Annotated in this window: 15 protein-coding genes and 1 pseudogene; 8 read left to right on the top strand and 8 right to left on the bottom strand. The window is 61.7% G+C overall.

The genetic code is table 11. From position 1 onward, the window contains the following. Nucleotides 1-3: 3 nt before the first annotated feature. Nucleotides 4-1,296, top strand: a complete 1,293-nt coding sequence (locus tag ACE3RQ_RS10355) for a putative O-glycosylation ligase, exosortase A system-associated (protein ID WP_374521898.1) — start codon at nt 4-6, stop codon at nt 1,294-1,296. A gap of 86 nt (nt 1,297-1,382) precedes the next feature. Beyond that, a complete protein-coding gene (locus tag ACE3RQ_RS10360; RefSeq protein ID WP_374521900.1) occupies nt 1,383-3,644 on the top strand; it encodes a glycosyltransferase in 2,262 nt (753 codons plus the stop codon). 317 nt (nt 3,645-3,961) lie between these two features. On the opposite strand, the pseudogene ACE3RQ_RS10365 reads toward ACE3RQ_RS10360, so the two are convergent. Continuing rightward, nucleotides 3,962-4,030, bottom strand: a pseudogene (locus ACE3RQ_RS10365) (hypothetical protein); the annotation flags it as partial. Between ACE3RQ_RS10365 and ACE3RQ_RS10370 the strand changes: the two are divergent. Beyond that, the gene (locus tag ACE3RQ_RS10370) at nt 4,026-4,775 is read left to right on the top strand and encodes a polysaccharide pyruvyl transferase family protein (RefSeq protein WP_374522072.1); all 750 of its coding nucleotides are present in this window, start codon (nt 4,026-4,028) and stop codon (nt 4,773-4,775) included. The pseudogene ACE3RQ_RS10365 and the gene ACE3RQ_RS10370 sit on opposite strands and share 5 nt — an antisense overlap. Before the next feature lie 14 nt (nt 4,776-4,789). Here the strand turns inward: ACE3RQ_RS10370 and ACE3RQ_RS10375 are convergent, their stop codons facing one another. The 3 genes from ACE3RQ_RS10375 to ACE3RQ_RS10385 all read right to left on the bottom strand — a co-directional run bounded on the left by ACE3RQ_RS10375 (nt 4,790) and on the right by ACE3RQ_RS10385 (nt 10,797). Next, nucleotides 4,790-6,235: an oligosaccharide flippase family protein gene (locus ACE3RQ_RS10375; RefSeq protein WP_374521901.1), complete on the bottom strand. Its 1,446-nt coding sequence runs from the start codon at nt 6,233-6,235 to the stop codon at nt 4,790-4,792. 289 nt (nt 6,236-6,524) lie between these two features. Then, nucleotides 6,525-8,849, bottom strand: a complete 2,325-nt coding sequence (locus ACE3RQ_RS10380) for a hypothetical protein (protein ID WP_374521902.1) — start codon at nt 8,847-8,849, stop codon at nt 6,525-6,527. A 553-nt stretch (nt 8,850-9,402) separates the two neighbouring features. After that, a complete protein-coding gene (locus tag ACE3RQ_RS10385) occupies nt 9,403-10,797 on the bottom strand; it encodes a hypothetical protein (protein ID WP_374521903.1) in 1,395 nt (464 codons plus the stop codon). 85 nt (nt 10,798-10,882) lie between these two features. Here ACE3RQ_RS10385 and ACE3RQ_RS10390 point away from each other — a divergent pair, with 85 nt between their 5' ends. Then, complete coding sequence (locus ACE3RQ_RS10390) at nt 10,883-12,205, top strand: UDP-glucose/GDP-mannose dehydrogenase family protein (protein ID WP_374521904.1); 1,323 nt, start codon at nt 10,883-10,885, stop codon at nt 12,203-12,205. A gap of 19 nt (nt 12,206-12,224) precedes the next feature. Then, entirely contained in the window at nt 12,225-13,196 is a 972-nt protein-coding gene (locus tag ACE3RQ_RS10395; RefSeq protein WP_374521905.1) for a GNAT family N-acetyltransferase, read from the top strand. Nucleotides 13,197-13,289: 93 nt separating this feature from the next. On the opposite strand, the gene ACE3RQ_RS10400 is transcribed toward ACE3RQ_RS10395, so the two are convergent. From ACE3RQ_RS10400 to ACE3RQ_RS10415, 4 genes are all read right to left on the bottom strand, one after another. Further along, on the bottom strand, nt 13,290-14,039 hold the full coding sequence (locus tag ACE3RQ_RS10400; protein WP_374521907.1) for a DUF4114 domain-containing protein: 750 nt from the start codon (nt 14,037-14,039) through the stop codon (nt 13,290-13,292). Nucleotides 14,040-14,194: 155 nt separating this feature from the next. Further along, nucleotides 14,195-15,052 (bottom strand): hydrolase 1, exosortase A system-associated, encoded by an 858-nt coding sequence (locus ACE3RQ_RS10405; protein ID WP_374521908.1) that lies wholly within the window; start codon nt 15,050-15,052, stop codon nt 14,195-14,197. Beyond that, nucleotides 15,046-15,861, bottom strand: coding sequence for a hydrolase 2, exosortase A system-associated (locus ACE3RQ_RS10410; protein WP_374521910.1), 816 nt, complete (start codon nt 15,859-15,861; stop codon nt 15,046-15,048). The genes ACE3RQ_RS10405 and ACE3RQ_RS10410 overlap by 7 nt, the downstream gene beginning before the upstream one ends. Nucleotides 15,862-15,865: 4 nt before the next feature. Continuing rightward, entirely contained in the window at nt 15,866-16,129 is a 264-nt protein-coding gene (locus ACE3RQ_RS10415) for an acyl carrier protein (RefSeq protein WP_374521911.1), read from the bottom strand. Between the two features lie 55 nt (nt 16,130-16,184). Between ACE3RQ_RS10415 and ACE3RQ_RS10420 the strand changes: the two genes are divergently transcribed. Genes ACE3RQ_RS10420 through ACE3RQ_RS10430 form a run of 3 tightly spaced genes read left to right on the top strand, consistent with a single transcriptional unit; the run spans nt 16,185 to nt 20,907 of the window. Next, nucleotides 16,185-17,822: an acyl-CoA ligase (AMP-forming), exosortase A system-associated gene (locus ACE3RQ_RS10420; protein WP_374521912.1), complete on the top strand. Its 1,638-nt coding sequence runs from the start codon at nt 16,185-16,187 to the stop codon at nt 17,820-17,822. Further along, nucleotides 17,819-19,039, top strand: a complete 1,221-nt coding sequence (locus ACE3RQ_RS10425) for a pyridoxal-dependent decarboxylase, exosortase A system-associated (RefSeq protein ID WP_374521913.1) — start codon at nt 17,819-17,821, stop codon at nt 19,037-19,039. The genes ACE3RQ_RS10420 and ACE3RQ_RS10425 overlap by 4 nt, the downstream gene beginning before the upstream one ends. Beyond that, nucleotides 19,018-20,907 carry a hypothetical protein gene (locus tag ACE3RQ_RS10430; RefSeq protein ID WP_374521914.1) on the top strand — a complete coding sequence of 630 codons (1,890 nt, stop codon included), beginning with the start codon at nt 19,018-19,020 and terminating at the stop codon, nt 20,905-20,907. Before ACE3RQ_RS10425 ends, ACE3RQ_RS10430 begins: the two co-directional genes overlap by 22 nt. Nucleotides 20,908-20,978: the final 71 nt, after the last annotated feature.

Here is a 20,978-nt window from a genome sequence, read left to right on the forward strand (position 1 = left end):
AGCATGCGTGATGCCGTTTTTGCCTTGATGGTGCTTTGCGTGTTGCCGCTGGCCATCGCGCGGCCTTTCAATGCCTACCTGCTCTGGGGCTGGACGGGCCTGCTGGTGCCCACGGCCTACTTCTACGGCTTCATGACCGACGCCCGGGTGAATCTGACGTTTGCTATGTTGACCTTGGGGCTGATCGTGCTGGGCAAGGTGAAATGGCGCGATTACCAGCCCAACCGCGTCACCTGGCTCTACCTGCTATGGGCCTTGCACGCCACGCTGGCTTTCTTGTTTGCCTACGGCAACAACCCCTACAACGCTCAGTACTACGAGATCCTCATCAAGGGGCTGCTATTCGCGCTGGCGATGCCCTTCTTCGTGCGGGAGCGCATGCACTTTCATGCCATGTTCATCGTCATTGCGCTTGGCCTGGGCATTCACGGCGTGTTGAATGGTTTGAAGTCTGTGGCTTCGGCTGGCGGTCACAACATGCTGGGCCCTGCAGGCACCATGCTGGAGGACCGCAACCACCTCTCAACCGCGTTGGCCCTAGCCTTGCCGATACTGTTCTACCTGCAGACTTACGCAGCGAATAGGCTGCTGCGCATTGCCTATTTGGGCGGCTTCTGTCTATTGGTTTTAGCCATCCTAGGTGGGGGGTCACGCGCCGGCTTCATCGCCGTGTCGGTGGTGGGCCTGTGGCTAGTGCTTACCACGCGGCGCAAAGGGCTGGCGCTGGCACTGGTGATGGCCGCCGTGGTGGGTTTCTTTGCGTTCGCGCCCGAAGACATCACCAGCCGTTTGTCCACCATCAAAGAGGCGGACGAAGATAGCTCGTTCATGGGCCGGGTGATTGCGTGGAAGATCAGTTCGGCTATCGCCTTGGCCAACCCGGTGTTTGGCGGTGGCTTCCACGCAGTGCAGGTGCAAACAATTTGGGACACCTTCAAGACGGCACCCAGCTTGCTGGACCTTTTGAATCTTCCCGTGCCCGTGTTTTCGGCCAAGGCGGCACACAGTATTTACTTTGAAGTTATGGGCGACCTGGGCTTTGTGGGCTTGGGTTTGTTTCTGTTCATCATGTTGCGTGCCATTTGGAGCGGGTTAAACATCAAGCGCATGGCCGCTCAGTTGGGGCCTTCGTTTCAGTGGGCGCGCGACATGGGGGACATGCTCATGCTGTCGATCCTAGCGTACATGGTTGGAGGCGCCTCAGTCAGCATCGCCTATCTCGAACTTATATACGTGATCGTAATGATCATGGAGTTATTGCGCTTGCACCTCATTCGTTCTATGGGAAATCCTTAGTAGGATGCTAACTGCAAAATGGCAGTAACTAATTTTTGTGATCAAAATAGACTAATTGACGTAGATCTTAATCTTGGCGACGCAGGTTGGAGGATTTTATTGGGCTTGCCAGGGTGTGCAAAACCAAAATTTTGGTAATGATTGGAAATGAGGATATCAAGGCAGGTGGAGGTTGGAAAATGATTCCTTGGGTTCAGCCGCGTAGCGTTAACTTGTTCGTGTTCCATTCCGTTGAAGCCAAAGGGCAAACGGGTGGAGGTTCATGGTCCACATCAGAGTCACTATTTCAGGATCAGCTTGACTTTATCGCAGAGAATTTCCAAGTTGCGACAGTCTCGGATGTGATCAATTTAAGGAATAGGCCTCGAAAGGGTAAGCCGCTTGCCTGCATTACATTTGACGATGGTGATCCATCATGGATGGGGCTTGTTCGCAGTGAACTGGCAGATAGAGATTTAAGGGCGACATTTTATGTGGCGACTAATCAAATTTTTGATCGCCCAATCTGGCATGATCGCCTGAGATTTTGTCTAAACGCTATTCGAGGATCAAAAATCGATTTACCGTGGTTGGGAACTCGAAATTTGCCATATGCATCGGTTAACGAGAAGCTTAAGGCTGCTGATTCTCTCGCAAGATTGATGAAGTATCAGGCGCCGGAAGTGCGGGAGCGAATGCTGTGCAAGTTGGAGGAATTCGTAGGAGGTCGTTGCGAATCATCGGGACTTTCCGTGTTAGATCTAAGAGCCTTGGTAAGTGATGGCCATGAAATAGGATCGCATACAAAATCTCACCCCATCCTAACGCATTGTTCAGATAGTTTTGCGGAAAATGAGATCTTCGAATCTAAGGAAATATTGAGTGACTTGTTGGGGCAGAAGATTTGCTCGTTTTCGTACCCGAATGGGAAGCCGGGGCTAGACTACCTGGCCAAGCATGTCGAGATGGTTCGAAAAGCAGGCTATGAAAGCGCGGTTGCTACCGCTCGAGGTGGATTGCTATCGAGTACAAGCGTATGGGAGATACCAAGGTTCTCCCCGTGGGGAAGGACTTGGTTTAGCAAGAGACGACAGGTTTTCATCAACTCGCTCTTTAGGTCTAAGTCAGTTGAGCAGCAGTCTGGAGAAAGGCTGCGCATTCTATTTGTTGAAAATGGTTCGGGGTTTGGGGGTGCGGTAGTGGCCTTGCAATCTTTGATTCAGTCAATTCCAGATCAATCGTTATCTGTGGGGGTTGTTGCTGGGCTTGACTGCAATTTCAAAGAAGCATCTTGTGTTGAGAGCGTGTACAGTGCATCAACTCACTCGGGCGAAAACAATTCGGTTTTCTTGTTTTTGTCGGGAGTCGCTAGAAAGTTGCCTCGCTTGGTCGGAAAGGGTTTGGTGGGAAGATTGGATGACCTCTTTCTTAGATTGCCGTACTTTTTAAAACTGCTTTCAATTGTGGTTAGATTTCGTCCACATGTGATTCATGGAAATAATGAAATCGTATCCAACCGAGAGGCCATGCTGGTGGCGCGATGCATGCGGATTCCCTATGTTCAACATGTTCGTGGGCCATTTCCAAAAGATACAAGACTGGGTTATCTATTGAATGGCCCAAGTATTTTCTTGCCTGTTTCTAGATGGCTATATTTTTCATGTATTGAGGCCGGAGTTAGTGTATCTAGGTTGATGCATATATACGATGGAGTGCCGAAGTCATCCAAGCGTCATGGCAATAAGCGCCCTGAGTTGTGCGGGAGTCAGGGGGACGGGGCAGATGTGCAGGGATGTGGTTCTCCGATTGTTGCTATGGTGGGGATGCTCGTTCCGTGGAAGGGGCAAGAACTGTTTATAGATGCTGTAGGGATCATTTTCCGCTCCCTCCCTCATGTAAAGTTCCTAATCGTTGGGGCTCCACCAGCATATATGAACGGAGAATACAAAGATAGGTTGATTAAAAAAGTCCAAAATCTTGGCTTGGAGGGAATTATTACGTTTACGGGGCAAATAGAAGACGTAGCTCAAAAGATGTCTCAATTTGATGTCGTGGTATCAGCATCAATCGACCCGGAGCCGCTTGGTCTTGTAATGATTGAGGCAATGAGGGAAGGCTGCTATTTCGTAGGGCCCGATCACGGAGCTACAGCTGAATTTATCGACTCAAGGGACAGGGGCGTCTTGTTCAAGTCTGGCTCCGCCCAAGCGCTGGCCGAGGCGCTTGAGGTTGCGATCAACTATCGCTCGTTCACTGATGCCAACACAAGGGATGCTGCCAAGAATCTTCCGATTGAGGTCGACATGGCAACTCATGCGGCGAGGGTTGTTGCCGTCCATGAAGCTGCTTTCGTAGGATTGGATGCTTAAATTGCGATGAAATAATCTTCGCTCCATTTCTGGTTGATTTGCTGCTTATGCAAAGAACCATAGCCCGATCACCAGTTATTACTTTCTGGTTGATGGAATCGTGCTTCAAGTGATGTATTTTGACACTTGCCTTTTGATTGTTTTGGATCGCATGGTGGGATTTATGGGTGAATCTATTTATTCTGGTTGGCGTAAATGTATGCAGTGAGGTGATTTGTGAAGTTGTTCTACTATAAAGATCCTGTCGGCAATTTTGGCGATGATCTGAATCCGCTGATTTGGTATTCTCTCTTTCCTGATGAGTTCTCTGTCGGCGATCAAGATGAGATTGCATTGGGCATCGGGACGTTGATAAATGATAGAGCTCCCAAGGCAAAAAAAATATACGTACTTGGCTCAGGTGTTGGGTATCATGGATCGGCTAAAGTTGGATCTGAGTGGGATTTTGTTTTTGTTCGCGGTCCATTGTCGGCAAAATCTTTAGGTCTGTCGAATTCTGCTGCAATTACCGATCCAGCCATACTGATTTCCGAGCTATTTCCGCGACGGAATAGTCAGGGAGATTCGTTAAGGGTGTCATATATGCCCCATCACGCAAGTTGTACTAACGCAGACTGGCGAGAGGTTGTTGAGGCCGCTGGTCTGCAATATTTGGATCCGTCTTCTGACGTGATCGAGACGATCCATTTAATTCGCAACTCGAAACTCGTGATTGCAGAAGCTATGCACGGCGCAATTGTTGCTGACGCGTTGGGCGTGCCATGGATCCCAGTGAAGGCCTACAAGCACATATTGGATTTCAAATGGATCGACTGGTGTAATTCAATGGGGCTGGAGTATCGCCCAGTGATCTTGCCCGAGCTATGGGATAGTGAGAAGTTTCATACGCCCAGCGACGTCAGGAAGAGCGATATCAAAAGATTTTTAATTTCTATTGGGGCTTCGGGTAATGGCTGGACTCCACCATTAAACAGGAACAATAGAGGCATATATTTCGATAAAACTGTACTCGAGTTGAGTAAGCTCGCCAAGCAAGAAGCCGTATTTCTGAGTTCTGAACTGGTGCACCAGTCTAGGCTCAATCAGGTCAGGGATCGGCTTGATTCATTCTTTTCTAGAGTTCGCGACTAAAACTGGAGCCGTCACTATCGTTTGCGGCTATTTATCAGTGTAATGGTTAGTCCAACCAGTTCCTTACTTATTGGTAGTCGCAATATGAAGTAGGCAGTGATAGCGGCTGCCGCTGCAAAGGTGCTAGTCGCTACTACTGCAGACCATGTAGAAATATTCGGTGGTAGTGAAATTCGTACGCCCAGGCCTACCAATCCAACAATGGCTGCATGAACTACCAAGGGCATCGTCCATCTGGCCCAGTCTATCCAATTTAGACCCAGATGGCGGTGGTGAATCCATAAATAAAGTGGAATGCTGGACATTTGGCCTATAGCTATTGCTTTTGCGAAGCTTGCAAGGGTGCCATCGAATAGGATAGCTGCAGATAAAATTTTCCCGAGTAGTACTAGAGACTGTGGCGCAATTGATGCGTAAGGCTTGCCGACGCCAGCCAACGCAGGTGCGCTTAATGTGAAAACACTGCTTATGGCATATGCCAAGCAGAGCCAAGAAATCGAAGAAACCGCTCCCAACCATGCGTTTCCGTACAGGACGCTCACGACGTCATGGGCTAGCACTGCTATAACTGCAAGACTAGGCAGCATCAGGGAATTGATTAGCGAGGTTGCCCGAAGGTACTCACTAGCGATCGGGCCGTTGGCGTGATGCAGTTTGGCTAGGTATGGAAGGGCGAAATAGTTGACAGTAGGATGCAACGCCGTGCCCACCATGTTCACAGTAGAGTTCGCTCGACTAAAAAGGCCCACCGCAGACGCGTTCATGTATCTCCCAAGTAGCACATCGGGTAGAGCATTGTCGGCGGCCTTGAGTAGGGCTGTAATCAAATTTCCAGCTCCGAAATGAATTATTGCTTTGATTTCGCTGAATGATGGAAGTACGGGTAGCGGGCGAGAAAGTACATACCTAGCCATTAGGCCGGATGCAAGAATATTAATAAGATTTGCCCATGCCATAGTCATTGGGCCGAATCCGTTTGCAGCGAAGGCAATCGAGGCAATGAAATAAACGGACGTGCTCACTGCGGTCACTTGAGCAGACTTTTCCACAGCCATTTCTCTTGAAAGTATTGCTGTTGGGATGGCTCCGAATGGGATGAAGACAAAGCCGAGTGCCAGAACCCGAACCACGTCGGTCACTCCGTCCTCATGGAAGAAGTTGGCCCAGTAGGGTGCACTAAGATACATCCCAATGGCAACAGACCATGACGTAGCGAGAAGTACGCCAAGAGCGTTGCGTAGGTTCGTCGCAGTCAGTTCTTTCTCGCGTTTTATATAAGTTGTGACTCCGAAATCGCGGAAAACGTGTGCGACTGCCATTAGGACTGCAGCCATCGAGAAGATGCCAATATCCTGCGGACTGAGCAAGCGTGCCAAAATGATCGTTAGCAAAAAGTTTGCTAACAGAGCTAGGTTGCTCACGAGGAACTGAAGGGCGACCTTCTTGCGAACGGAAGACACTTAGAGTAGATGCTAGGTTAGATCACAACTCGATCGGATATGTTATTAACTGCTCCGCGCGATGGAGTTGTTGTGATCGGTGGCGCCGACGTATGGATGGAAATCTTGACGCTAGTCTTGTCTATATTTTGAGCTATATAGTATTAATTTTTGCGTGCGGGTATGTAGAAAAGCCCCTTGATCCTACAGGTTCAAGGGGCTTAGTCAAGTCGTTGACCAATTTGGTGAAATGTCTATTTGATGGCCGATGACTCTTTTATCTATCTGGATATTTGAATGAGATTTTTTCTTACTTGCGTGGAACAATAGCCCAAGTTGGGTCTGAGTTGAAGGCGTTATCGATTTTGGGCGTGAAGGTTAACCACCGAGCATATGCGGTGGATGCGTTTGCAACGCCGGCATCAATCGCGGTCGCAAGGCTTGCTCGTGCTCCGGCTGCATATCCAACGGCTCCATCAGGGTATCCATCAATTGCAGTGGTTGATGTGCAACTCTGACCCGGATAGTTTGCCTCGTAGAGGGCCTTCCAGGTGGTTATGAAGTTGCCGTTGATGTCCCGAATCTTCCAGTAATAGCCGGCGGCATTTGCTGTGCAGAATCCAGCAGGTTCATTGAGAAAACGGCCAACATTGAACTTCCCAAACCAGTCGAGCGTTGGTTTTGCTAGCGGCTCTCCATCCTCCACCATCTGCGCGAAGATAATTCCCATAAAATCGTTTTGCCAAGGGCCGGTTACTGACTTGTCATCGGGCTTTTGGATAGCCCCTAGCGGCGATTGTGCTGTTGCGTCGGGATTGTTTACAAAAGTATCGATGTACCAGTTCAAATTGTTATTTAGACGATTCTGAAAATATGATTTGTGAGGGTGAGTGTCGGGGAGAAAAAGAGCTGCATCGCGAATCGATCTTAGTGCCCAAGCCTGACCACGCAGTTGCTCAGGGTGAATGAGGCCTGCTCCATACCCTCGGTAGCTCGGGTTGTTCGCGGCCATGTTCCAGGCTGCCCAAAATGCGGCTTCCTCCTGATAAAAGGCGTCTCCAGTCACGAGATAGGGAACAAAGGCAAAAGATCCCTGGTGAGCGATATCAACAGACCAAATGGTCGCTCCATCGACGACGGCTGGAAGTGCTGGGCTGGAGGTGCCAATCCGTACCGCGACCTTTGGATATCGGTCCAAGTCAAGTGGCAATGCGGTTGAGTCATCGCGGTAGTGAACCGGCACTGAGGCAGCGGCGTCGGCGTTGGCCAGCATCACCTCCAACATGCGGGGATCTTGTGACACCAGATACTGCGCAGTCCATCGGGGAAGCGGGCCAATTTCTTGGCGACCGCCCGTGGTGGGGAAATAGGGCGTGAGGAACGCATTTCCCATCGGGCCAAGTGCGGCCTGATCCTGGCGTTTTTGTGCCAGAAGGGCGTATTGACCGGCCAGTACCGTCTCCGGCACCTGCAAATTCAAGTTGTAGTTCCATACCGCCTTACTAGCCATGAAGTAAGGCATGTTGTGGCGCACGCGCGCCTGCGGCTCGGCCGAAGCGCCCGTCCACAGCACCTTGTGCCAGCGGGCGTGGTGGTAGTGGGTGAACTTGGGCTGGGTGTAGATCGTGCTGCCGTTGCGCTTCACGGCAAACGAGTAGGTGATGTTGCCGGGGTTGGCCGTCCAGGTGCGGGTGTTTTCCATCACCACGTCGGTGCGGATGCGCTGGCCACCGTCCACCAGGCGGGTGTGCAGCCGGGCGGTGAGGTGGGGGTGTTGGGTGCCGGTGGCCTTGTCTTTGAAGGGCAGGGCCACGGTGTACTCGGTGGCCACGGCGCCGGCCAGGCGGCGGCCGCTGCCGCTGGCGATTTGGGCCGCCAGTTGGGCTTGGGGCTGGGCCACCAGGGTGGCCACCACATTGCCGTTGGCGTCAAACACCTGGGCTTCGAGTTCCAGGTTCCAGTCGGGGTTAGCCGGCACGTTGGGGGAGCTGCTGGTCTTGGTGCCGGTGTAGAGGTTGATGATCTTGCTCTGGCCGGGCTGCAGGTTGTTGAGCTGGGCGCTCAGCACGGCGAAGCGGGCAGAGCCGTCGCGGTGCGACGAGATTTCGTCGGTCTGCAGGGGCACGGCCACACCGTCCACCTTGGCCACGAGGCCTTGGGTGGTGTGCTGCCAGTCGCCGGCACGGAAGGGCTGGCCGAAGGTCACGGGCACGCTGGCCTGGGTGACGGTGGCGGTGCCGGTCACTTCCACGCAGGTGATGGCGTCGGTGGCGCAGGCAAAGGGTCCCACGGGCACGATGGTAGTGGTGCCACCCGATGTGGTGGTGCCGCCCGTGGTGGTCGTCGGATCGGTGGTCGTGGTGGTACCGCCCGTCGTGGTGGTCGGATCGGTGGTCGTCGTGGTGCCGCCCGTGGTGGTGGTGGGGTCGGTGGTGGTGGTGGTGCCACCCGATGTGGTGGTGCTGCCCTTGCCCTTGCCGTTGTTGGTGCCTTTGGCGGCAGCGGCGTCCATGTCGGCAGGGGAGGCGCCGCCTCCTCCGCCGCCACAGGCGGTCAGCACCGCCAGGGCCAGGGCGCCCAGCATCCAGGGGCGTGCCGAGATGAGTTTGGCTCGGTTAATCAATTCGATGTTCATGGCAGTTGGCTAAATTCAATGAAACCATTCAATAGGCTTCTGGTGCTTTGGGAATCGAATCGAAAAGTATTCAGAAGTCTGCTTCGGGGCCCTTGCGAAGCGTGAGGTAATTCACGAAATTCGCTTGGGATGCCCTCTGTCTCGGCGTCCTGCGAGCGGACTTTAGGTGTGACAAAGTTCCGAAATAGGGGGTGTCTGACGGGCTGTTCTTCGCGACGGATGTGCGGAAAGTCACATAGCCAAGCGGCAGTTCACCGGCGATAGGTGGCAATCAAGTAAACAAAAGCATTCATTTGTCCTGTTTTTGGGCAAAACAGGGGCTCCTGAGAGGCAAAACGGGGTGGCAGACAGTGCCTGGTGGGCAGGCAAGAGGGGTGACCGGTGGCAAGCGCTCACCGCCGGTGTCGGAATTGTCCTAGGCTTGTCCCCTGAAACCGGGATACACGGCGTAACCATTTGAAATTCCACGCCCCTGCATTTACAGCGAAAGGCGGGATTCAATTAATTACATTGAACCCAATCGGATTAATTCGCCGGTATTCGCCGGCAGCGCTCAGCGCAGGGCACCGGGGGCGTTGACCACGTCGCGTGGGCGGCGCAAGAAGTCCAGCGGCACGGCCTGCAGGCGGGGGGCGTCGGCTGGGCGGTGCACCCAGTCCAGTTGCAGGGCATCGGCATTGGCCAGCAGGCCGCTGGGGGCCAGGGTGAGGGTGTCTTGCGCCGTCAGCTCGCTGCCGCCGCGGGCGCCCAGGTGGCCCTCGATCAGGTTGTTTTGCAGCCGCGCCAGGCTGGGCGGGCGCCGCACTGACACACCGGCCGTGTTGATGAGCGTGTTGTGGGCCAGCGTGATGTCGCTGCTGTGGTTCACGTCCAGCCCCACGTCGTTGCAGTGGGCCACGATGTTGTTGGCCGCCAGGCCTTGGCTGTGTTCGTAGGCCTCGCAGTCTTTGGTGCGGCAAAGGGCAGGGTCGGTGCCGCCGCCGCCAAACGAGATGCCCACGCGCACACCGGGCCGCGAGATGCCGCTTGGCGTGCACACCACCAGATTGCGCTCAATTTTTCCGCCTTCGCCACCGCCTTTCATGAACAGGCCGAAGGCCACGCCGTTGCCCCAGGCTTTCACGAAATTCGTCACCCAGTTGTCTTCCACGCGCCAGTGGCTGGCGCCCACCAGGTCAAACGGGGTCACCGACTTGATGGTTTCGCGCGGGGCGTTGTTGGTCAGGGTGTTGTGCAGCAGTTGTCCGTGGTCGGGCCAGTGGCCGTCCCAGCCGTTCACCTTGATGTGGGCGTTGAAGTCGCTCAGGCGGTTGTTGCGGATCAGCACGTGCGAGGCGCGGCCCACCACGTGAAAGGCGTGCTCGCAGTCTTCATGGCGCTGGCAGGTGCCGCGAATGTCCAGGTTCTCAAACACCCAGTGGGGCTTGTCCACCAGCACGCCTTCCACTTGTTCAAAGGTGAACCACACGGTGCCGGGCTGGGCGGCGCGCAAGGCAATGGGGGCGCCGGGCTGGCCGTCGTGCCCCAGGCGCAGCTTGGTGGAAAAGGGATAGAGCCCAGGCGCCACCACGATCTGCGTGCCCGACTGGGCGTTCAAGAGCGCCTCGCGAATGGCCTGTGGCGAGTCCACACGTAATGTCTGGGTGAAGCCGCTCACGCTGGGCAGCAGGCTTTGCGCTTGCTGCCCCTTGCCCAGCGAGGGCAGAGGCCCGGCGGGCGGCTCTCGCTCAATGTGGCGCCGCGCGGCGTGCAGGGGCGGCACCAGCACGGCTTCCAGCTTAGGGTGTCCTTCCAGGCGGCGCAGCAGGTAGCGAATCCACTCTTGTGCCGAGCGCTCTTGGGCCGCGGCCAACGCATCGCGCCCCGGCGGCCAGGCCGTGGCCAGCAGGGCCAGCGCCACCGCGGCCACCAAGATGCCCATAAGGGTGATGCGCGTCACACGAGACATATTGCGTGCAATCAAAGTCGTCATTTTGGGCCGCTATCATCAGGCGGTTGTTTATCAAGGTGATACACCTCAATCGAAAGAACGCATGAAAGTCACGGTGATAGGGACGGGCTATGTGGGGCTGGTGAGCGGGGCTTGCCTGGCCGATGTGGGCAACGACGTGTTGTGTCTGGACGTGAACCCCGAGAAGATCCGCATTCTCGAGTCTGGCGGCATTCCGATCTACGAGCCCGGCCTGGAAGAGATGGTCAAGCGCAACGTGGCCGCCGGCCGCCTGCACTTCACCACCGACGTGGCCCGCGCTGTGAACCACGGCACCATCCAGTTCATTGCCGTTGGCACCCCGCCCGACGAAGACGGCTCGGCCGACATGCAATACGTGCTGGCCGCGGCCCGCAACATTGGCCGCCTCATGACCGACTACAAGGTGGTGGTGGACAAGAGCACCGTGCCGGTGGGCACGGCCGACGAGGTGAAGGCCGCCATTGAAGACGAGCTTCGCCAGCGCGGCGTGAACACGCCGTTTGCGGTGGTGTCCAACCCCGAGTTCCTGAAAGAGGGCGCGGCGGTGGACGACTTCATGCGGCCTGACCGCATCGTGGTGGGCGCCAGCGACGAGCAGGCCATCCACCTCATGCGCGCGCTGTACTCGCCCTTCCAGCGCAACCACGAGCGCCTGGTGGTCACCGACACGCGCAGCGCCGAGCTCATCAAGTACGCAGCCAACGCCATGCTGGCCACGCGCATCAGCTTCATGAACGAGCTGGCCAACCTGGCCGAGAAGCTGGGCGCCGACATTGAAATGGTGCGCCAGGGCATTGGCTCTGATCCGCGCATTGGTTACCACTTCCTCTACCCCGGTTGCGGCTACGGTGGCTCGTGCTTCCCCAAGGACGTGAAGGCGCTCATCAAGACCGCGTCTGACAAGGCAGGTGTCGAGCTGCAGGTGCTCAAGGCGGTAGAGGCCGCCAACGACGCGCAGAAGCGCGTGCTCAGCGGCAAGATCACCCGCCGCTTCGGGGCCAACCTGGCGGGCCGGCACTTTGCGCTCTGGGGCCTGGCCTTCAAGCCCAACACCGACGACATGCGCGAGGCCCCCAGCCTGGCGCTGATCGATGACCTGCTGGCCGCTGGCGCCACCGTCACCGCCTACGACCCGGTGGCCACGCACGAGGCCCGCCGCGTGCTGGGCGAGCGCGATCAGTTGCGCTATGCCGAGACGCCCAACGAGGCGCTGCACGGCGCCGATGCGCTGGTCATCGTGACCGAGTGGAAAGAGTTCCGCAGCCCTGACTTTGACCTCATCAAAGAGCGGCTGAAGCAGCCCGTGGTGGTCGATGGCCGCAACCTGTATGACCCGGCCTTTGTGCGCGGCCTGGGCATCGAGTACCTGGCCATTGGCCGTTGACGAACGCTGAGCCACCAGCATGAGCGGCGGTGGCCTGTTTCAAAGCGCCGCGTGGTTTGAACTGCTGCGCGATCACGGCTTCGTGGCACCGCCGCAGGTGCTGCGGTGCCCGCTGCCCAATGGCGGCGTGCTGCCCTTGATGCGCTTGCCCGGTGGGCACGGGCTGCAGGCGCTGGCCAACTATTACTCGGGCCTGTACGGGCCAATGCTGGCGGCGACCCCGGCACCGCCTGCCGATTTCTCAAACGCCTTGCGCGGCCTTCGCCCGGGCGGGTTGCTGCGCCTGCAGCCGCTGGACGCCGATGCGCCCTGGCTGGCCTCGCTGGAGAGCGACCTGCGCGCCAGCGGGTGGTGGACCAGCCGTTTCTTTGCCTTCGCCAACTGGTACCAGCCAGTGCCGGCCGGTGGCTTTGAGGCCTATTGGGCCCAGCGGCCTTCGCCCTTGCGCCACAGCGTGGAGCGCGGCCAGCGCCGCCTGCAGCGCGCAGGCGCCTGGCGCATTGACATTCACACCGCTCCCGGCCCGGCCCTGGACGAAGCCGCACGGGCCTATGCCGAGGTGTACGCCCAGAGCTGGAAGCAGGCCGAGCAGCCCGCGGGTTTTGTGCCCGCCCTCATTCAGCGGGCCGCCCAGCAAGGCTGGTTGCGCCTGGGGGTGCTGTGGCTCGATGGCCGTCCGCTGGCCGCGCAGCTCTGGCTGGTGCACGGCGGCAGCGCCTGCATCTTCAAGCTGGCCTATGTGGAGGGCGCGCAAAAGCTCTCGCCGGGCTCGGTGCTGACGGCGGCCCTGATGCGCCACGCCATGGACGTGGACCGCGTGCAAGAGGTGGACTACCTCAGCGGCGACGACGCCTACAAGGCCGACTGGATGGCCCAGCGCCGCGAGCGCGTGGGCCTGCTGGCCTTTGACCAGCGCCACCCCATGGGCTGGGTGCAGGCCGCGCGCCATGGCCTGGGGCGCTTGCGCGCGCGCTGGCGCGGTGGCCGCTGAGCGTTCCTTCGATTCCTGCCGCACCCAAAACAAAAAGGGGAGCCGAAGCTCCCCTTGTTGCGCTGATTGCCCAGGGGGCAATCGGCTTGGCTCTTAGGCCTTCTTTTGCTTGCGGCGCGAGGCGGCAGCGATGCCGGCCAGGCCCAGGCCCAGCAGGGCCAGCGAAGCGGGTTCCGGCACGGCGGTCACCGATTCCACGTACACGACCATGTCGTTGTAGTCCTTGTCGGAGTTCGACAGGGCCTGGTCTTCCCAGGCGAGGATGTAGCTCGAAGAGCCCCAGACGCCAGGCGCAGCGCCAGGCAGGTCGATGGTGTCGCCATCGCCACGGAACGCGACCATGTTGTCGTCGCCATTGGCGTTCTTCTCGGCTTGCGAGAAGAAGGTCAGGCCGGTGGCCGTGCGCAGGTAGTAGCCGAAGAGGCTGGTCGAGAACTGCACAGCGCCTGCGGTGTTGAAGTTGACGACGAAGTTGTTGTTGTCGTCGATCGTCAGCAGGGATTTGGCGCCGCCGGTGGCCGCACCGCTGAACAGCTCGAGGCGGTTGGCGGTGTTGTACGGGTCATAGATACCGAAGGTGTTGGTGCTGGCGTTGCCGGCCACTTCGATGATCATGGTGGCGATGGAGCCGCCCGAAGCTTCGATCTGGAAAATGCCGCTCTCGTTGGCTTGGTTGGCGTTCACGTCCGGCGCAGCCGCCGTGCCCGAGCAGGTGGCGCAGCTGTACAGGCCGTTGATGATGGTCTGCAGGCTGGTCTCGTTGCCGGGCAGCACTTCGGTTGCAAACGACGAAGACGCAGCAGCGGCCAGAGCCAGGGTCGCCGCGAGTTGCTTCAATTTCATGACTTCACTCCTTGGGGTTTGTGGGGCCGCCGGGAGGCGACGCGGCCAAACTAAGCAGCTACCGTGCCAGCTTTAAAAATCAAGCACTTAGCGATCTTTTGGGTGGCGGCTGTAAAGCCAGGCGACAGCGTAAGCGGCTGCCGCGACCCGCAGCGTCAGCCTTGCTGCCCCAGTTGCATCAGCCAACGAAGCGTGTGCAATTGCATCGCCTGCGAGACGATTGGGTCCGACAAGGTGTGGTCAGCGCCATCAAGCCGCACGCGTTGCACGTTGGGCCGCTGCGCGCCATCGCCCCACACGGCGCGGTCGGCCAGCGCCTCGTTGAACTCGCGGGCGGTGATGTCTTTCTCGCTCAGCAGCAACAGCACCGGCCGCTCACACGCTTGCCAGGCCCTTCCCATGCGCGCCTGAAACGGCAAGGGGGCAGCGGGTGGCGAGAGGCGCTGGCGCACGGTCTGCGCCAGCTCGCGCAGGGCCCGTAGGCCCACGCCGCCGTGTGCCAGCTTGCGCCAGAAGTCGCGCTGGCGCAGGCGGTCGCGGTAGTAGAGCTTCAGGTGGGCGACGGCCAAGGTTTGCTCGGAGCGCACCCAGGGGTTGAGCAAGGCCAGCCCAGCCACGCGCGGGTCGGCGCGCTCGTCCTGGTAGAGCAGGCAGGCAGAAGCGCCATCGCACAGCCCCCACAGCGCGGTGTGCGTGGCGTAAGGGGCCTGGGCCTGCAACGCGTCAATGGCCACCCCTACCGACGGGGCGCAGGCCTCAAAGGGCAGGGGCTCGCCGGGGCTGTCGCCCACGCCGGGCAAGTCATAGCGCAGCACGGCAAAGCCTTGGTCGGCCAGGGTGCGGGCCAGCAGCGCGAACTGCCGGTGCGCGCCCGCCCGGTACTGGGCGCCACCGCTCACGATCACCAGGCCCACGCCCTGGCGCAGGCTGGCGTCGGCGCATTCGCTCAGCACGCCCAGCATGGCGCCTTGGGGGCCGTCGATCCAGAGGGCGCGCTCGGTCACGTTCAGCATGGGGTGGCCTCGCGCAGGGCTTGCACCGATGCCTCGACCAAGGCCGGTGCCACCTCGCCGGTGACCACTTGCCAGAACTGAGGGCCCGGCACGGCCTGTGTGTGGACGCGCCAGCCGGCCGCTTCAAACGGCTGCACCGCGCGGGCCGCCGCCGGGCTGGGGGCGTCGCCCACTTCCAGCCACACCAGGCGGCCTGCTGGCCCGTGGCCGGGGGGGTGCAGGTGCGCCCGGCCCAGGCCTTCGGCCAGCACGGGGGTGACAGGGTAGCCACCCAGGTGCACGGTCTCGCCCTCGGCCAGGCGCTGCGCGGCGCTGCGCTGGCCCGGGGCCTGGCCCATCATCTGCGCCACGGTGGCCAGGCGCAGCCAAGGCTGCAGCAGGGTTTGACCGTTGGTGGCGCCTTGCCACAGCAGCAGGTTGGCGGGCGTTGGCAACTGCTCGGCCACGTGGGCGGCCAGCAAAGCGCCGGTGCGCAAGCCCCACAGCCACAGCGGGCCGCTGGCCTGCTGGCCCAGCCACTGCGCAGCCGCCACGCCGTCTTGCACCCAGGCCTTCCAGGTGGCGTCTTCCAGCATGCCGCTGCTGTCGCCGCAGCCCAGCAGGTCAATTTGCAGCACGGCCCAGCCGTCGGCCGCCATGGCCCGCGCCGTGGCGGCGGCCATGCGGCGCGAGGCGTTCATTTCTTCGGCAAAGGGGTGCAGGTAGAGCACGTGCCCCCGCGCCGTGCCGCCCTGTGCGGGGTGAAAAATGCACAGCCGCTGGCCGTCCCCCATGGGCAGAAAAAACACCTGGGGCAGGGCCTCGGCCATGGCCTCAGGTGCCGCTGCTGGCCATGGCCTGGGCCACGCCTTCGCACACCGAGCCCACGGTGGCGAACATCTCGCCGCGCAGGTCGTCGTCGGCGAAGGCAATGCCGAAGTGGCCTTCCAGCCCGGTGATCAGGGCCAGCACGGCCATGGAATCGAGCTCGGGCAGGGCGCCCAGCAGGGCCGTGTCGGCGGTGAAATCGGCGGCGCGGCCGTTGAGGTGAAGCGCCTGATCGATCACGCGCAAGACATCGGGCAGAAGGTCATTCATACACAGGCAATGGGGCAGGGTGGCTCAATGGTTGATGGATTCTAGGTCGCGTAACATGCCGCGCATGTCACCCACGCCCGATTTCGCGGCCGGGCATTTGCCTGCGCTGCTGCACCATTTGCCCTTGCGCGCCGCACACTGCTGGCCTCAGCACAGGGCCCTGACCTCGGGGTCTGAGCACATCACCTACGCCGACCTCGGCCGCGACATTCAAGCCCTGGCCGCCGGCCTTCGCCAGCAAGGGCTGCGCGCTGGTGATCGCGTGGTGGTGTGGCTCGACAAGCGCCCCGCCACCGTGGTGGCCAGCTATGGTGTGCCCGCCGCCGGCGGCGTGCTGGTGCCCGCCAACCCCGTGCTCAAGCCCGCTCAGGTGGCCCACATCGTGCAAGACGCGGGCGCTTGCCTGCTCATCACCACCGCCCAACGCCTGGCTTCGCTGGACGAATGGTTGCCGCAGTGCCCCACGCTGCGCCAGGCGGTGCTGTGCGATGAGGGCGTGGTCGCGGCGCCGGTGCCCTTGTTGCCTTGGCGCGAGCTGCTAGCCGCCGAGCCCGAGCCATTGCCCGATCGGCTGGACACCGACATCGCCGCCATCTTCTACACCTCGGGCAGCACCGGCCGGCCCAAGGGCGTGGTGCTCTCGCACCGCAACCTGGTGGCCGGTGCCGCCAGCGTGGCCAGCTATTTGCACAACACGACCGAGGACACATTGCTGGCGGCCCTGCCGCTGTCGTTCGATGCCGGCTTCAGCCAACTCACCACGGCGGCACTGGTGGGCGCGCGGGTGGTGCTGCTCAATTACCTGATGCCGCGCGACGTGCTCACCGCCATGGCGCGCGAGGGCGTCACCGGCCTCACGGCGGTGCCGCCGCTCTACGGCCAGTTGGCGGCGCTCGACTGGCCACCCGAGGCCACCGCCCGCTTGCGCTACTGGGCCAACACGGGCGGGCGCATGCCCGGGGCCACGCTGCAGCGCCTGCGCCAGCGCGCGCCCAAGGCCTTGCCTTACCTCATGTATGGCCTAACCGAGGCCTTTCGCTCCACCTACCTGCCACCGGCCGAGGTGGACCGCCGACCCGATTCGATCGGCCGCGCCATCCCGAACGCGCAGATTCTGGTGCTGCGCGAAGACGGCACCGAGTGCGCGCCTGACGAGCCTGGCGAGCTGGTGCACCGCGGCCCGCTGGTGGCGCAGGGCTACTGGAACCGGCCCGACGACACCGCCTTGCGCTTTCGGCCCTTGCCTGCCGCGCTGGTGCCGGGGCGCGAAGGCGTCCCCTTGCCCGAGGTGGCGGTGTTTTCGGGCGACACGGTGCGACGCGACGCCGAGGGCTACCTGTACTTCGTGGGCCGGCGCGACGAGATGATCAAGACCTCGGGCTACCGGGTCAGCCCCACCGAGGTGGAAGAGGCCATTCACGCCAGCGGCCTCGTGCACGAGGTGCTGGCGGTGGGCATTGAGCACGAGGTGCTGGGCCAGGTGATCCACGTGGGCGCGGTGCCGGCCGAACCGGCGCGCAGCGACGCCGAGCTCACCGCCGCCCTGCAGCAGCACTGCCGCGCGCAACTGCCCGCCTACATGGTGCCGGCCGCCGTGCACTGGCAGCGCAGCCCGCTGCCGCGCAACCCCAACGGAAAACTCGACCGGCCGCGCTGGAAGGCCGAGAGCGACCAGAGCAAGGCCCCCCAATGAACGCAGCCATCAACGGATTCGACGCCACGCCCGAGGGCGAACTCATGGTGGGTGGGCTCCCCCTGCGGCGCCTGGCCGCCCGCGTGGGGCAAACCCCCTTCTATGCCATCGACCGCGAGCGTGTGCGCCAGCGCGTGGCCCAGGCCAGGGCCGCGTTGCCGCCCGGCGTGCGCTTGCACTACGCGGTGAAGGCCAACCCCATGCCCGCGCTGGTGGGCTTCATCCGCCCGCTGGTGGACGGCCTGGACGTGGCCTCGGCCGGCGAGATGGCCGTGGCGCTGGACGCGGGCGCCGACCCCAGCCACGTGAGCTTTGCCGGCCCTGGCAAGCGCGACGCCGAGCTGCAGCAGGCCGTGGCGGCCGGCGTGCTGGTGAACCTGGAATCGGCCCGCGAGGTGGCCGTGCTGGCCGAGGCCAGCCAGCGCCTGGGCCTGCCCGCGCGCGTGGCCGTGCGCGTGAACCCCGACTTTGAGCTGCGCGGCGCGGGCATGCGCATGGGCGGTGGCGCCAAGCCCTTCGGGGTGGACGCCGAGGCCGTGCCGCAACTGCTGCGCGACATCGGCCACGCGGGCCTGGCCTTCGAGGGCTTTCATGTGTACGCGGGTTCGCAGAACCTCAAGGGCGCCCTGATCGCCCAGGCCCTGCGCGAGTCGTGGGCCATGGTGCAGCGCCTGGCCGCCGATGTGCCCGCGCCCATTCGCCACGTGAACCTGGGCGGTGGCTGGGGCATTCCGTATTTCCCCAACGAACAGGCGCTCGACCTTGAGCCCGTGACGGCCGCGCTGGCGGGCATCGAGGCCGAGCGCCAGCGCGACTGGCCCGGCGCCCGCCTGGCGCTGGAGCTGGGGCGCTACCTGGTGGGCGAGGCGGGTGTTTATGTGGCCCGCGTCACCGACCGCAAAGAATCGCGCGGGCAGGTGTTTCTGGTCACCGATGGTGGCCTGCACCACCACCTGGCGGCCTCGGGCAACTTTGGCCAGGTGATCCGGCGCAATTACCCGCTGGCACTGGGCCGGCAGGTGAACCCCACGCAAACCGAAACCGTGTCTGTGGTGGGGCCGCTGTGCACACCGCTGGATGTGCTGGGTGAGCGCGTGGACCTGGCGCCGGCCCACGAGGGCGACCTGGTGGTGGTGTTCCAGTCGGGGGCCTATGGGGCAAGCGCCAGCCCGCAGGCCTTCCTGGGGCACCCCCCGTGCGCGGAAGTGCTGGTCTGACGCTGACGGCCCAGCGCGCGCAGGGCCTGCTGGGTCTTCTGTGCCTGTTGGGCGGGCTGGCGCTGGCCTGGCGCCACCCGGTGGCGCCGTGGCTCGCGACTTTAAGCGTGTTGGCCATGGCGGCCATGGCGGCTCGCCGCCCCTTGTGGGCCGTGGCGGCGCTTGGCGCCTTGCTGCCGGTGCTCGACTTCCTGCCCTGGACGGGCGACACCCTCGTCAACGAGGCAGACCTCTTGCTGCTGGCCGTGGCCGCTGGTGCCTGGCTGCGCCCGCCGCCGCGCCAGATGCGCGCCGGGGGGGTGGCTCACGGCCTGTGGTGGCTGCTGGGTCTGCTGGCCTGGGTGGGGCTGGTGCGTGGCTGGCTGGACGCCTCGGCACTGGCCGGGCTCGGCGACCCCTGGCACGCCGACGCCAGCAGCCCTTGGCACGCGCTGCGCCAGTCCAAGGGCTGGCTGGCCTTGTGGGTGCTGGCGCCCTGGCTGGTGCGCCTGGGCCCGGACGCGCTGAGGCCTTGGCTGCTGGGTCTGCTGGCGGGCCTGGTGTGGGTGGTGGGTGGCGTGCTGCTGGAGCGCGCCGCGTATACCGGCCTGCTTGATTTCACCCGCCCGTACCGCAGCGTGGGCACCTTCTGGGACATGCACCTGGGCGGCGGCGCCATCGACGCTTACCTGGCGCTCACCGTGCCCCTGGCCGCTTGGGCCTTGTGGGTGGCGCCGCGCGGCTGGCGCTGGTGGGTCGCCCTGGCCTTGTGGTGGGGGGCGATGTACGCCGTGCTCGTCACGTATTCGCGTGGCGTGGTGCTGGCCACGCTCATTGCCGTGCTGACCATGGCGGCCGTGGCCTGGGCGTGGCGCTGGCGACCAACGCGCGGGGCGCTGACGGCGTGGTGCATGGGGCTGGCACTTGCATTGCAGGTGGGGCTGGTCTGGCTGAGTGGGCAGGCGCTGGCCGAGCGAATGGGCCGGGGCCAGGCCGACTTGCTGGCGCGCTGGGCGCACTGGGGCGCGGTGTTGGCGCTGCCGCAGGGCTTGGCCGAGCAGGTGTTGGGCATGGGCGCCGGGCGCTTGCCCGACCGCTACCGGCAGCAGGTGGCCGGTGGCGAATGGCCGGGTGCTGCGCAATGGACCGACGAGCAGGGGCAGGCGCGGGTGCGGCTGCAAGGGCCACCCACCCGCCCCGATCTGCTGAGCCGCTGGGCCCTGATGCAGCGGCTTGGCGACCCGGGGCCGGGCCCCTGGCGTTTGCGCGTGCGGGCCAGCGGCGAGGGCGCGGGGCTGATGGTGAGCCTGTGCGAGCGCCACCTGCTGCACGACCTGCATTGCCGCTGGCGATCGCTGCGGCTGGACGGTGTGGGAGAGGACGCGCCGGGCTGGCACACGGTGCGCATCGGTCGTTTGCCGTCACCCAGGCACCCGGGCATTGAGCGCGCTCATTGGCTGGCGCTGTACCCGGCGCACACTGGCCAGCAAGTGGACATTGAGTCCGTGGAGCTGTGGGACGCAGGCGGGCAGCAGCGCCTGGCCAACCCGGCTTTTGCGCAAGGCCTGGCGCACTGGGTGCCGGTGGCCACCGGCTATTACCAGCCTTGGCACGCCGACAGTGTGTGGGTGGAGTTGAAGGCCGAGCGCGGGTGGTTGGGGGTGTTGGGCCTGTTGTGTGTGGGGGTCTGGGTGGCGGCTGCGCTGGGGCGCGGCCTGCGGCGGCGCGACCCGATTGCCTGGGCGCTGGGTGGCTGCGTGGTGGCGTGTGGTGCCTTGTCTTTTGTGATCAGCGTCACGGAATTCCAGCGGGTAATGCTTTTGTGGGCGATTCAGTTGCTCGCAATTGGGCTTTTCATGAACAAATTGGCAAAAAGCAGTGCCACGTAAGATTGTTACCCTTAGGAGTAAGCGCTATTCTTCCGGCGCAACCAAAGGTGTCAGGCCAGCCGACACCCCAC

The organism is Hydrogenophaga sp. (assembly GCF_041913525.1).
Taxonomy (GTDB): Bacteria; Pseudomonadota; Gammaproteobacteria; order Burkholderiales; family Burkholderiaceae_C; genus Hydrogenophaga.

What these genes read in the sequence shown, in the direction of transcription:
- ACE3RQ_RS10355 (WP_374521898.1), top strand. Translation starts at nt 4, where the DNA reads ATGCGTGATGCCGTTTTTGCCTTGATGGTGCTTTGCGTGTTGCCGCTG.
- ACE3RQ_RS10380 (WP_374521902.1), bottom strand. Translation starts at nt 8,849, where the DNA reads ATGAACATCGAATTGATTAACCGAGCCAAACTCATCTCGGCACGCCCC.
- ACE3RQ_RS10385 (WP_374521903.1), bottom strand. Translation starts at nt 10,797, where the DNA reads ATGTCTCGTGTGACGCGCATCACCCTTATGGGCATCTTGGTGGCCGCG.
- ACE3RQ_RS10390 (WP_374521904.1), top strand. Translation starts at nt 10,883, where the DNA reads ATGAAAGTCACGGTGATAGGGACGGGCTATGTGGGGCTGGTGAGCGGG.
- ACE3RQ_RS10395 (WP_374521905.1), top strand. Translation starts at nt 12,225, where the DNA reads ATGAGCGGCGGTGGCCTGTTTCAAAGCGCCGCGTGGTTTGAACTGCTG.
- ACE3RQ_RS10400 (WP_374521907.1), bottom strand. Translation starts at nt 14,039, where the DNA reads ATGAAATTGAAGCAACTCGCGGCGACCCTGGCTCTGGCCGCTGCTGCG.
- ACE3RQ_RS10405 (WP_374521908.1), bottom strand. Translation starts at nt 15,052, where the DNA reads ATGCTGAACGTGACCGAGCGCGCCCTCTGGATCGACGGCCCCCAAGGC.
- ACE3RQ_RS10410 (WP_374521910.1), bottom strand. Translation starts at nt 15,861, where the DNA reads ATGGCCGAGGCCCTGCCCCAGGTGTTTTTTCTGCCCATGGGGGACGGC.
- ACE3RQ_RS10415 (WP_374521911.1), bottom strand. Translation starts at nt 16,129, where the DNA reads ATGAATGACCTTCTGCCCGATGTCTTGCGCGTGATCGATCAGGCGCTT.
- ACE3RQ_RS10420 (WP_374521912.1), top strand. Translation starts at nt 16,185, where the DNA reads ATGCCGCGCATGTCACCCACGCCCGATTTCGCGGCCGGGCATTTGCCT.
- ACE3RQ_RS10425 (WP_374521913.1), top strand. Translation starts at nt 17,819, where the DNA reads ATGAACGCAGCCATCAACGGATTCGACGCCACGCCCGAGGGCGAACTC.